The sequence below is a fragment of the Pseudonocardia alaniniphila genome (assembly GCF_022524485.1).
Classification (GTDB): domain Bacteria; phylum Actinomycetota; class Actinomycetes; order Mycobacteriales; family Pseudonocardiaceae; genus Pseudonocardia; species Pseudonocardia alaniniphila.
Genome location: NZ_JAKXMK010000051.1, coordinates 1 through 12,304, shown reverse-complemented (window position 1 = coordinate 12,304; position 12,304 = coordinate 1). Strand labels below are relative to the sequence as shown.

At 67.6% G+C, this 12,304-nt stretch carries 11 protein-coding genes; 9 read left to right on the top strand and 2 right to left on the bottom strand.

From position 1 onward, the window contains the following. Positions 1-345 precede the first annotated feature (345 nt). The 4 genes from MMF94_RS39825 (at position 346) to MMF94_RS39810 (ending at position 4,988) form a co-directional block, all read left to right on the top strand. On the top strand, positions 346-903 hold the full coding sequence (locus MMF94_RS39825; RefSeq protein ID WP_241042675.1) for a hypothetical protein: 558 nt from the start codon (positions 346-348) through the stop codon (positions 901-903). A 109-nt stretch (positions 904-1,012) separates the two neighbouring features. Continuing rightward, positions 1,013-2,182, top strand: coding sequence for an acyl-CoA dehydrogenase family protein (locus tag MMF94_RS39820; protein WP_241042674.1), 1,170 nt, complete (start codon positions 1,013-1,015; stop codon positions 2,180-2,182). A 355-nt stretch (positions 2,183-2,537) separates the two neighbouring features. Next, positions 2,538-3,431, top strand: coding sequence for a TIGR03619 family F420-dependent LLM class oxidoreductase (locus MMF94_RS39815; RefSeq protein ID WP_241042673.1), 894 nt, complete (start codon positions 2,538-2,540; stop codon positions 3,429-3,431). Positions 3,432-4,358: 927 nt separating this feature from the next. Beyond that, positions 4,359-4,988, top strand: coding sequence for a TetR/AcrR family transcriptional regulator (locus MMF94_RS39810; protein ID WP_241042672.1), 630 nt, complete (start codon positions 4,359-4,361; stop codon positions 4,986-4,988). A 28-nt stretch (positions 4,989-5,016) separates the two neighbouring features. Here the strand turns inward: MMF94_RS39810 and MMF94_RS39805 are convergent, their stop codons facing one another. Together MMF94_RS39805 and MMF94_RS39800 are read right to left on the bottom strand one after the other, a co-directional pair. Continuing rightward, a complete protein-coding gene (locus MMF94_RS39805) occupies positions 5,017-5,289 on the bottom strand; it encodes a hypothetical protein (RefSeq protein WP_241042671.1) in 273 nt (90 codons plus the stop codon). Between the two features lie 85 nt (positions 5,290-5,374). Next, positions 5,375-5,857, bottom strand: coding sequence for a sigma-70 family RNA polymerase sigma factor (locus MMF94_RS39800; protein ID WP_277398944.1), 483 nt, complete (start codon positions 5,855-5,857; stop codon positions 5,375-5,377). Between the two features lie 387 nt (positions 5,858-6,244). Here MMF94_RS39800 and MMF94_RS39795 point away from each other — a divergent pair, with 387 nt between their 5' ends. From MMF94_RS39795 to MMF94_RS39775, 5 genes are all read left to right on the top strand, one after another. Continuing rightward, positions 6,245-7,054 carry an alpha/beta fold hydrolase gene (locus tag MMF94_RS39795; RefSeq protein WP_241042722.1) on the top strand — a complete coding sequence of 270 codons (810 nt, stop codon included), beginning with the start codon at positions 6,245-6,247 and terminating at the stop codon, positions 7,052-7,054. 7 nt (positions 7,055-7,061) lie between these two features. Continuing rightward, entirely contained in the window at positions 7,062-7,931 is an 870-nt protein-coding gene (locus MMF94_RS39790; RefSeq protein WP_241042669.1) for a VOC family protein, read from the top strand. 1,079 nt (positions 7,932-9,010) lie between these two features. After that, the gene (locus MMF94_RS39785; RefSeq protein ID WP_241042668.1) at positions 9,011-9,385 is read left to right on the top strand and encodes an SDR family oxidoreductase; all 375 of its coding nucleotides are present in this window, start codon (positions 9,011-9,013) and stop codon (positions 9,383-9,385) included. 176 nt (positions 9,386-9,561) lie between these two features. Beyond that, positions 9,562-11,076, top strand: coding sequence for a nitrate/nitrite transporter (locus MMF94_RS39780; protein WP_241042667.1), 1,515 nt, complete (start codon positions 9,562-9,564; stop codon positions 11,074-11,076). Positions 11,077-11,084: 8 nt separating this feature from the next. Further along, positions 11,085-12,304: molybdopterin oxidoreductase family protein (locus MMF94_RS39775; protein ID WP_241042666.1), on the top strand; the 1,220-nt coding region annotated here is incomplete at its 3' end.

The following is a 12,304-nucleotide window of genomic DNA, read 5'->3' as shown; positions in this document are numbered from 1 at the left end:
GCGACGTTTGGCTCAGGCCCGCGCAGTCGGGCGCGTGAGCGACCGTCTCGGACGAGGGATACAGTCGAATGTATGGAACGCTCACTCTACATGGTCAGGATGACGCCGACCATCCCTCGTCCACCCCAGCCCGACTGGCCGGCCGCGGGACCACGGTCGAGAACGCCGCCACGTCACAGCGACGGTGGCGCACACCACATTCGCTTGCAGTGATCGAACCCGGCACGGGATGGTCCAAGCAGACGTACTAGTTCGTCTACTTGGCATTCGCCAGTCGATCCGACTGCCCCACTTCTTTCCGATGAACCGCACCAGTGCGGCATCACACCAGTCGAAAGGATCACCATGACGACCGTTGCCGCTTCGAGCTCAACGGGAATCGCGTCCACTCTTCGCAGGCTGTATTTCATCCGTTTCGGGTTCGCGATCGTCTGGGCCGGATTGATGTTCGTGGTCGGGTCGAGCATCGGGCCGCTGAGCGCGACGCTGATCGTGCTCTACCCACTGTTCGACGTGGCCGCTGCGATCGTCGACGCCCGCTCGTCCCGGGCGACCGGATCAGCCCTGGGCCTGTATGTGAACATCGCGATCAGCTCGCTCACCGCCATCGGCCTGGTCGTCGCCGTCATGTCCGGCATCCCGGCCGTCCTGCAGGTGTGGGGCGGATGGGCTGTCGTCGCGGGGATCGTCCAGCTCATCGTGGGCCTCAGGCGCCGCAAGCTGGGAGGCCAGTGGGCGATGATCGCCAGCGGGGGCATCTCCGTGCTCGCGGGGACGTCGTTCTTCCTGCAGGCATCCAGCGACGGGGCAACGCTGAGCAACGTCGCCGGCTACGCGACGCTCGGCGGGATCTTCTTCCTCGTCTCGGCGCTGCGCCTCGGCCGCGCCGCGACGGGGAACTGACGTGCCGGCCTTTCCCACCCTCAGCGACGTGTGGCTGCGGCTGCTCGAAACCCACGAACACTCCGCCTGAACACGACCGTCGGCGATCCCTTGCGAGGAGATGTTTTCGATGACCACAACAGACGTCCGTCCCACTGACGTCGAGACCCTGATGGCGGCGGCCCGGTCGGCAGTGCCGGTACTCGCCGCGAACGCGGGCCGCGCCGAGCGCGACCGGCGGCTGCCCGCCGAGAGCACCGCGGCGCTGCGGGACGCGGGTGCGTTCGCGCTGGCCACCCCGACCCGGTTCGGCGGCCTGGACGCCGACCTTCCGACCACCGTTCGCGTGATCTCCGAGCTGGGCCGCGGTTGCCCGTCCTCGGCCTGGCTGGTCGCGGTGAGCGCCGAGGCGCAGCCGGCCTTCGCCCCGCTCATGTCCGAGGAGGTGCTCGCGGAGTTCTACGCCGACCCCGACACGCGGCTGTGCGGTGCCGGGAACCCGCCGGGCCGGGGACGGCGGGTAGCCGGAGGCGTGCGCGTCTCCGGGCGTTGGCCCTACGCCTCGGGCTGCGAGGACGCGCCGTGGGCCATCACCCTGGCCATGGTGGGCGATGGTGAGGGGCCTCCCGAGTTCGCATTCCTGCTCACGCCGACCTCGGACCTGGACATCGCGCGCACCTGGGACACCGCCGGAATGCGCGGCACCGGGAGCCACACGCTGGTGGCCGACGACGTGTTCGTGCCCCAGGCCCGCGTACTGCCTCTGCCCACGGGCCCGAACGGCGCACCGGACCCGTTCGCCGGGCGGCCGGCGCGTCCCCTCGGCGGTGGCGTCACGCTCCTCGCCGCGCTGGTCGGAGCCGCTCGCGGGGCACTGGACGTGGCCGGTTCCACGCTCCATGAGCGCAAGCCGCCGATGACGCAGTACGACAACCTCGCAGCCTCCCCCGGCGCCCGGCACTGGTTCGCCGAAGCCACCCACCTGATCGAGAGCGCCCAGCATGACCTGCTGGTGCTCGCGGCGGAGATCGACCGGCTCATGGCCGGGCCGACACTCGCCGACCGGGACACCACAACCCTGCGCATGCGGCTGAACTCGCTCGTGCAGCGGTGCCAGGAAGGGGTCAACCTGCTGCTGGACCTGAACGGAGCCTCCAGCTTCGCCGCCGACAACCCACTGCAGCGGTTCTGGCGCGACCTGCACGTCGGCAGCCGGCACGTGCAGTTCAACCCGTACCTCGCGCTGGAGAACCACGCCGGGCTGCTCGCGACCGCCCGTCCCACGCAGGAGGCTCGATGATGGAGGACGAGAGGACATCCGTGTCCCGGGGGCCGGGCGGAGGGCAGGCCCACGACCGCACCGGCCGGCCATCTCGAGGAACGGCGGCTACCGGCGGCGCAACAGTGCTGGTCATCGCTACGGCCGTGCTCGCCGGCTGCGGGCAACCATCCACGTCGTCAACCGAGGTGCCCGGGACGTCGATCGGCGGACCGGCCCATCAGACGGGACGGTGGTAGTTATTGCCTCGCGAATTAATCTTCACCACTCACATGCGGTCGGAATTGATATGCGCGAGGATCCGCATGCCGTCGCAAGAATCAGGAATCGAAACCTTAGCGCCCAGGAATGAACACATCGCAGGAAGAGGCAAGTTGTGAAATTGGGTATCAGTCTTCCGCAATTCGGCCCCATGTTGACCGATGCGGCTTCGGTGCGGCACTTCGCCACACGGACGGAAGAGCTCGGCTATGGTTCGCTGTGGGCCGGCGATCGTCTCTTCGTGCCGCTGCGTCCGAAAAGTGCATACCCCGGTGATGACTACTCCCTCTACCTCGAGCGGGTTGGCCGCAACGCCGACCCGCTCACGCTGGTAGCCACGGCGGCTGCTGTGACAAGCCACGTCCGGTTCAACTTCAGCACGTTGAACGCCCCACTGCACGAGCCCGTCCAGCTGGCGCGCACCTTGACGACGTTGGACTTCCTCAGCAACGGACGGCTGGACGTCGGGTTCGGCTTGAGCTGGGTGCGCGACGAGTACGACGCGCTCGGACTGGAATGGGCGAACCGAGGTCGACGGCTGGATGACATCTTGTCATTCCTCGACGCCTGGTGGACCACGAACCCGGTCACATTCGAAAGCCCAACACTGTCGTTGCCGCCCGCGCAGGTCGACCTGCGTCCGGTGCAGCCCGGCGGTCCTCCGGTCTGGCTCGGTGGTGCCAGCGAGGCGGCGCTGTACCGGGTCGGTCGGCGCGCCGCGGGCTGGCTCATTTTCGATTCGCTCCCGACCGAGTTCGCGGCATCGCTGTGGGAGGTGGCCCGGCGGTCTGCGGACGCAGCGGGCCGCGACCCGGACGCACTAAAGCGGTCGGTCCGCGTCAATGTCGAGCAAGGCGAGCAGGTCGACCGGATCATTGAACGACTGGACAAGGTCGCAGCGTCCGGTGCGGACGAGGCGGTTGTCGAGTTCAACCTCGCATTGTCCGCTGTGGACGAAGCTCTCGAGTTCGCCCAAGAGGTCATCCAGAAGCGCGGCGGTTGGCGGTAGAGACTGACGCGGAGTCGCCGGACGTGGGACCCGGCCGTCGACCGTCACAGCATCCGAACTCAGCCAGACGTTGGCGTGGACTCGGCACGCGGCCGAGCACCACCCGACCTAGACACCCGCCTCCGACGAGTCGAACAGCTCGACGAGAGCCACACGATCCCGAGCCTGCGACTCGCGCAGCACGAGCCGCTCGGTCCTGATCGGGGCCGGCGGCCAGACGGCGGATCCAACGTCACTCCGGCCGGCAGCTATCGCACGTAGCAACACCCCGCCTTGAGGCGCTCGTACCACCTGGTTCCCGACCAGCACGGCGCGTCCTCACCGACCACGACCACGTTCCAGGTGCAGGCCGGTCCCTCACGGCATCCCACCCCCTCGTCACCGCGGTCGGAACGTGGCGATCAGGTTTGTCGAGCAGCCACAGACCCATCGCGACGAGGCTCACGGCGCGAACCGGCATCAACACGTCTCCATACCCCGACGGCACGTCGGCCACGATCGACCCGGCCGCCGACGCGCCCGAGGTCGTCGCGTCCCGGACTCTCGATGACTACGCCCGAAGGCGCGCGGCCTCCTACCCGGGCCGATTCGTGACACGAGTGATGACCTGGCCTGCGCGCCTGTGCCGCACACGGCGGTCACACGCCTGGCCGGCGCCTTCAATCGTCGTCAGGGCCTCCCCCACGTCGTCGACCTCGGGTGAGGGCATGGCCCCGGCACTGCCCGACGACGTTGCACCGAACGTCGCGGGTCGGGTGGCGGAAGAAAGGCACCGGGAGTCCGTCGCCCGTGACACCGATGATCGACGGCAGCTCGCCATGTAGACTGACTAGTAGGTCTTTGCACGGCCACAACACCTCATCCGAGTGAGCGAGGAGCTAGCCGGAAAGGCCGGGAAGGGTAGTGCCGAGACGAGGTGGAGCACCGATGACACAGGCAGCCGGCCGGACACGAGGTGCCGGCGCGACGCAGTCGTCACCGGTGCGGGAACGGATCCTTGCGGCGGCGAATGAACAGTTCTACGCCGAGGGGATCCGGGCCGTCAGCGCGGACCGGCTGATCGCGGCGGCAGGCGTCAGCAAGGTGACTTTCTACCGGCACTTCCCCTCAAAGGACGACCTGGTCGTGGCCTACCTCGACGGCCGCGCGGCAGTCGAACGCCACGCACTGGAGCAGCTCCGCAGCCAGACCGGCGACGCCTGCGGCACCCTCCACGCCATTGCGCACGCCATCGCGGACATGAGCTGCTCCCCCGGGTTCCGCGGATGTCCGTTCATCAATGCCGCGGCCGAGTTCGCCGACCCCGCCCACCCCGCGAGGAAGGCCATCGCCACCCACCGGGCCTGGTTCGCGACATTCGTGAAGGACCTACTCGGGGAGATGGCGATCCCCGACCGCGAGACGGTCGCCGACCAACTGATCATCCTGCGCGACGGCGCCATGGTCACCGGCTACCTCGGTCCCGATCCAGCCGCGCTCACCGACCCGCTGATCAAAGCCGGTCGTGCTGCGATCAGCGATGCGAGAGCGAACACCGGCCGACCGAGCGAGGCGTAGCTCGCCGACGACCCGTCGTACTTGCGAACTAGGCATCGCCGTCGATCGGCACCAACGGGACGGCGACATGTGGGCACGCGTTCGCCATATCAGCCACCGCAACATAAATCTTGGAATATGGCTTCTGCCGTATGGTGTCACGGCATTCGACAAGGTCGAGCCAGTCCCCGACATAGGGCCGCCCTCGCTCCTTCAACCGCGAGATGTCGACAGGCTCGGTCGTTCGACTGTTCCCGTCCTTGCCGTAGCGATACACGAGGCGAATTCCGACCGCACGCGCACGGGTGGAGTCCGCAGTCATCGACGACCTGGGAAATGGTCATGCGGAGCGGATTTCGCCCAATCCAGTCGGACGGTCCGAGTTGCACTGATCTCGACAGCCGTGGTTACCCTGGTTGCACTTCGATCTCTTGCAGTAGCAGCCGTAATTCTCGTAAGGCGTGGTGTGTGCGCGACTTCACGGTGCCGAGAGGGACGCCGAGCCGGTGCGCGGTCTCGGCGAGCGATCGGCCTTCGTAGTAGATCTGCATCAACACATCACGATGCTTGGGCGTGAGCTGGTAGAGCGCGTCGTCGAGAGCCTGACGCCGCAAGACCCGGTCGACGTCGTCGGCCGCAACCGCCAGATCTACAACCTCTTCGGACGACACGATCGACGGCCGCCTGGCCTTCGCGCGCCACATATCAGTTAAAAGGTTGCGGGTCGCAGTGAACAGCCACCCACGCAGCGCGTCGGAGCCGGGCTCAAGGTGGCCGGCGCGGCGCCAGGCACGTACCAGCACTTCCTGTACGACATCCTCGGCCAGAGTACGGTCCCTGGTGAAACGGAGAGCAAACGAGAACAATGGCACAGCCATTTGGTCGTACAGCGTACGGATGAAGGCTTCGATTTCCGCTTCTTCATTTCCAACACAAGGTCCGATGGGGATCCACTTCCCTCTTTGTTGAGACTAACCAGTACGTCCGCCTCCGGCAAGTCGTCACCGGTTCCGGTCCGGCCGCGCGTGAGCGACACCGGTAGTGCTCGATCGAATCGCCGGTCGTCCGCTGGACCGACAACTCGAGCCGGCATCGGGCCTCGAGATCACCCAGGTCGGGGTCTACCCGCCTGCCTTCGGCGCTCCTAGGCACACGGCAGCAGACTCGCGCGCCGGCTCGGTCGAGAAGCGGAGCGGCGGCGTGATGACGCGCCGCGTCATCACAGATTATAGTGAGCGTTACATACAAGTCGAGGGGGAGGTGTCGGTGTGACGACCATGGTGGATGCCGGGGACGCCGAGCTGGCCTGCACCGCGTTCGGTGCGGGCAGTCCGGTTCTGTGGCTGCACGGCTCCGGGCCGGGTGCCGCGGGCATGAGCAACTTCCGGGCGAACCTGTCGGCCTTCGGGGACTACCGGAACCTGGTGGTGGATCTTCCGTGGTGGGGGCGTTCGCCGCGGCCTGGGACGGACGACCCGTTGCTCGTCCACGCGGCCGAGCGCGCGTGCCGCGCGATGGAGGCTCCCGGGATCGAGCGGGCCCATCTGGTGGGCAATTCCTATGGTGGCGGTGTCACGATGCGGATCGCCATGGCCCACCGGGATCGTGTGGACCGGCTGGTGCTCACGGCGCCCGGCGGGGTCCTCCCGGCGGATGCGCCACCGTGGCCGGTCGGGTTCGACCACCTCTTCGGCTACATGGCGGCTGGGAAACCCTCACGCGAGGCGATGGCTGGGCTCGTTCGTCTCATGATGTACGACCAGGCGTTGGCGACCGATGCGCTCATCGACGAGCGGTACGAATCGAGCCTGCGGGTTCGCCCGGAGTTGCCGATCCCTCGGAAATTCGGTGACCTGACTCCCGGCCTGGCGCGCATCGGCGCACCCACGCTGCTCGTGTGGGGCCGGGAGGATCAGACCGTTCCGCTGACCTGGGCGTCCACGATCCTGGCCGGCGTCCCCGACGCAGAGCTACGCGTTCTGCCCCACTGCCGGCACTGGGTGCAGTACGAACGCGCGCCCGAGTCCAACCACATCGTTCGCGAGTTCCTGCAGGGCGGAGCCGCAGCCGCCACGTCGGAGGGGTGAGGTCGGCATGGGCATCCGCAAGCTGGGCTACGTCGGCCTCAACGTCACCGACGTCGACGCGTGGGTCACTCTGTTCGAGCGCACACTGAGCGTCGGGATCACGCCCGTCACGATCGGCACGAAAGAAGTGGCCCTGGCGGAGCTCGACGAGTTCAAGTACCGCCTCGCCCTGCATCCCTCCGCGCAGGACAGCCTGCGTGAGGTGGGGTGGATCGTCGATTCACCACGTGAACTCGACAGAGTCACCGAACGGCTGACCGACGCCGGCTTCGCCGTCCGGGAGGGATCCGCGGACGAGACCGAGTTGCGCGGCGCCACCCAGATGCGATGGTTCACCGACCACTTCGGCTACCGCGTGGAGTTGGCGGTCGGTGAGGCCAAGGTCCGCACCAGCCCGGCTCGCTCGGCCGACGCGCGTACCGGGGTCACCGGTCTCGGCCACCTCGTCCTGGCCGGCCCGAAGCTCGACGAGCTCCGCGAGCTCTACGAGTGCGTGCTCGAGTTCCGGTTGACTGACTACCGCGCCCCCGGTCTGTACTTCCTCCGCTGCAACGCCAGCCACCACAGCATCGCGCTGGCGCGCGCGGACACGCCGTCCATCCACCACATCGAGATCGAACACGACACGATCGACGACGTCGGACGCGCCCACGACCGGGCCCAAGCGGGCGGCGTGCCCATCTCGATCAGCCTCGGCCGGCACATGAACGACAAAGCGATCTCGTTCTACATCCGCAACCCCAGCGGGTTCCACCTCGAGATCGGATGCGGCGGCATCGAGGTGGGCGACGGCTGGATCCCGCACGACTTCGGGACGTCGGACGTCTGGGGACACCGCCACGCCGACGCCAACCCCTTCGCATCCCCGGCGTCATGACCAGCGAACCGCAGGGCCCCGATCTCTCCGCGCAGCACGCCGTCGTCACCGGTGCGGCGAGCGACATCGGCGCGGCCGTGGCAGCTCGGCCGGCCGGGCTCGGTGCCCACATCGTGGTCTGCGACACCCTCACACGAGGTCGACGACCTCGGGGAGGCCTGACGACGATTGAAGGCGCCGGCCAGGCGTGTGACCGCCGTGCGCGGCAACAGGTGCGCAGGCCAGGTCATCACTCGTGTCACGAATCGGCCCGGGTAGGAGGCCGCGCGCCTTCGGGCGTAGTCATCGAGAGTCCGGGACGCGACGACCTCGGGCGCGTCGGCGGCCGGGTCGATCGTGGCCGACGTGCGACCACGACTGAGGTCTATGGCCACCTGCTGCGCCACGTCGCCCAGCAAGCCGTCGAGGCGATCGACACCGCGCTAACCTCGGCCGAGAACTCGACACAGGGCGGCCTGACGACCACACCGCTGAGGGCCCTGGGTGTGATCAGATCACCATCACAGTCGGTACCCGGACCACTACCCCGCCGAAGCACGCCTCACTTCCGCCGCTCGAGGCACCGCCCCGCTGCGACGCACGGCAATCCGTCCGCAAAGTGGAACCCGCCCACAACCGCCAAGACACGACCGGTCCCAGGCACGTCGGATCAAGCCCGCGGCGAGAGACGATTCATCACGGTCACGACATCGACGGCCTCTTCGGGCATGCCTGCCATTCTCCCGCCCAGATACCCGCCTGGTACGGCCCTCGTCGGGAGCGCGTCGAGGCAGGGCCCGCGTGGACGCGGGCCGGCTGGGTCATCGATCAACTTGTCAAAGCCCTCGCTGTCCTGGCTGTCCGCAGGCAGGGGGATGTAACCACGAGGAACTCGGACGGTGCCGGCGCCGATGTCGCTCAATCGAGCGTCTCCGGTCTGTGGCGTGTCTCGTGTCCGCGGTGTGTTTGGTGTTCCAAGGGCACGATCGCCGCCGTTGACGTCGAACACCATCTGCCCCGGTTGGGTGGACCCCCCGTTCGACGATCCGGCCGTCGACTTCATGGGCGGGCGCGGGGCGTAGGACGAGCTGGTCAGGCGGATGGTGCCGCTGGGGCGGCAGGCGACGCCGGGAGAGATCGCATCGAGCGTGCTGTACCTGGTCTCGGATGCGTCCTCCTGCATGACCGGCCATATCCTTCTCGTCGACGGTGTGTTTCGTGACCCACACCGGGCTTGCCCTAACCCACCCGATTTCGTCGTGATCGGGGGCGGTGTCGGCGGAGTAGCTGCATTCTTGGATGAGTCCGGGCGATGCTGTCCGCGTCCGCGAGCAGTCAGCGGAGTCACGGGCCGTCGGCGAGGGGCTGGCCGTGTCGCCCAACGCCGCCCGTTTCGTCGGGAACACGGTTCGGAAAGCGACGGCTACTCCAGATCTACCCTCCAGCCAACGAAGAGAAATTGCCTCCCCGCTTGACGAGAAATCGCCCGCCCCAGTGACGGTCCGTTGAGTAGGATAGGGCTCCGCTGCCGCGCCAGCCGAACGATGTGGCTCACGCCGGCCATGATCCGATCCCGGTGAAAAGTGAGACGTCCGCGCGTGGTCGTATCTCCTCGGCGGATGGATCGTGCACACATGGAGACCAGGCGCTGATGATTGGTGCACTGTGCATCATATCTGCACTTTGTGGCGCCGGGTTTGTCGGTACATTCACGAGCGGCAGCGACGCCCTCGGGACGAGGCCGAACGGCGACGTCCGTCCGCGTGCAGCCTTTGGGGGGCTAGGTGTGACTCTGTCACCTGACGTTCATGGTGCCCGATTCAGCCTTGAGGGGCGTTGGATCGACAACTGGGATCCGGAGAATCCCAACTTTTGGGAGCGCGTCGGAAAAAAGACTGCGAAGCGAAATCTCGCGCTCTCGATGTTCAGCCAACACATGGATTTCTCGATCTGGTCGATCTGGTCCGTAATGGTGTTGTTCATGGGATCCGAGTACGGGATCGACGCGGCGGAGAAGTTCGCCCTGGTCGGCGTGCCGACGGTGGCGGGTGCGGCACTGCGGCTGCCTTACTCGTTCGCCGTGACGCGCTTCGGTGGCCGGAATTGGACGGTGATCTCCTCCGCACTCCTGCTGGTTCCGACGATCTTCGCGGTGGCCATCATGCGCCCGGGGACATCCTTGTCGGTCTTCCTTGTGGCAGCCGGCGTCGCGGGCATCGGCGGGGGGAATTTCGCTTCGTCGATGACCAACATCAACGCGTTTTTCCCGGAGTCCCGCAAGGGGTGGGCGCTGGGGCTGAACGCGGGCGTCGGAAACCTGGGCGTGCCGGTGATCCAACTGCTCGGGCTTCTGATCATCGCGACGACGGGGGCCGGCGCGCCGCAGGTTCTGCCGGCGGTCTACATCCCGCTGATCGTGCTGGCCGGCGTGCTGGCCGCGCTGAGCATGGACAACCTGACGTCGGTGCGCAACGACACGGGCGCCTTCCGAGAGTCGATCCGGGAGCGCCAGACCTGGGTGATGTCGCTGCTCTACATCGGGACGTTCGGGTCGTTCATCGGCTTCAGCTTCGCGTTCGGATTGGTGCTGCAGAACCAGTTCGGCCGCACGCCGTTGCAGGCCGCGGCGGTGACGTTCATCGGCCCGCTGCTCGGCTCGCTGATTCGTCCTTGGGGCGGGAAGCTCGCCGACTCCCACGGGGGCGCGCGGATCACATTCTGGAACTTCATCGCGATGGCGCTGGCCACCGGAGTGGTGCTGCTCGCCTCGGCGGCGCACTCGCTCGCGCTGTTCACGTTCGGGTTCGTGCTGTTGTTCGTGTTCAGCGGGCTGGGCAACGGTTCCACGTGCAAGATGATCCCGGCGGTTTTCCGCGGTCTGGCTATGGCCGCGATCGCCGCCGGCGCCGACGAGGCGGCCAGCCTGCAGCGGGCCCGCCGGGTATCGGGTGCGGTGATCGGGATCGTCGGCGCGATCGGGGCGCTCGGCGGTTTTTTCATTAACCTCGCGTTCCGCGAGTCGTTCCTCGGGTCGAACTCGGGCAACCCCGCGTTCTGGTCCTTTCTCGGCTTCTACGTGGTGTGCATAGTGGTGACCTACGTCGTCTACCTGAAGCCTGCCGGGGTTGAGTCCACCCACCCGCGGTTCGCCCACGCCCGCACGTGAGCGCCGCGATGGCTGTGGAACTTGTGGCAGCGCCGACGGCGTCGAGTTCGGGCGTCGCAACGCACTGCCCGTATTGCGCTCTGCAGTGTGGGCAATGGGTCGACTCGGCCGGGGATGTCGATGCCCGCGAGTTCCCGACCAATCGGGGAGGGCTCTGTCAGAAGGGCTGGACGTCGGGAGCGTTGCTCACCCATCCGCAGCGGTTGACATCACCGCTGCTGCGTCCGTCGCGATCGGTCGAATTCACGCCGGTGAGCTGGAACGCGGCGTTGGGATATGTAGGAGACCGACTTGCTGAGTTGCGTGCTGCATACGGGCCCGACTCGGTGGCGGTCTTCGGTGGGGGCAGTCTGACCAACGAGAAGTCCTATCTGCTGGGCAAGTTCGCCCGGGTGGCGTTGGGTACGTCGCAGATCGACTACAACGGCCGGTTCTGCATGTCCTCGGCCGCGGCCGCGGGCAACCGCGCCTTCGGGGTCGACCGGGGGCTGCCGTTCCCGGTCACCGACCTGGACGACGCCGAGATCGTCGTGCTCGCCGGGGCCAACGTCGCGGAGACGATGCCGCCGCTCATGGGGCACCTGGGCGGGGCGCGGCTCGTGGTGGTCGATCCGCGGCGTACGCCTACTGCGGAACGGGCGCTTGCGTCCGGCGGGTTGCACCTACAGCCGGTGCCTGGCACGGATCTCGTTTTGGCGTTGGGGATGTTGCACGCCGCAGTCACCGGCGGGTGGCTCGACACGGGCTACCTCGCCGAGCGCACGACCGGGTTCGATGAGGCTTGGCGGGTGGCGGCGCAGTGGTGGCCGGAGCGGGCGGAACGGGTCTGCGGGGTGCCTGCGGCTGATATGCGCATGGTTGTGGGCTGGCTCGGTGGGGCGGCGCGGCGATATGTGCTGACGGCGCGGGGTGCTGAGCAGCACGCGAATGGTGTCGACACGGTGACGGCGTGGATCAACCTGGCGCTGGCGCTGGGCCTTCCGGGTCGGTCGGGGTCGGGGTTCGGGACGATCACGGGGCAGGGCAACGGGCAGGGCGGGCGTGAGCACGGCCAGAAGGCTGACCAGTTGCCGGGGTATCGCTCGATCGCCGACCCGGCTGCCCGGGGGCACGTCGCGAGGGTGTGGGGGGTGCGGCCGGAGGAGTTGCCGGGGCCGGGGCGCAGCGCGACGGAGCTGATCGCCGCGCTGGGGCGCCCCGACGGCCCGCGCGCGCTGCTCGTGTTCGG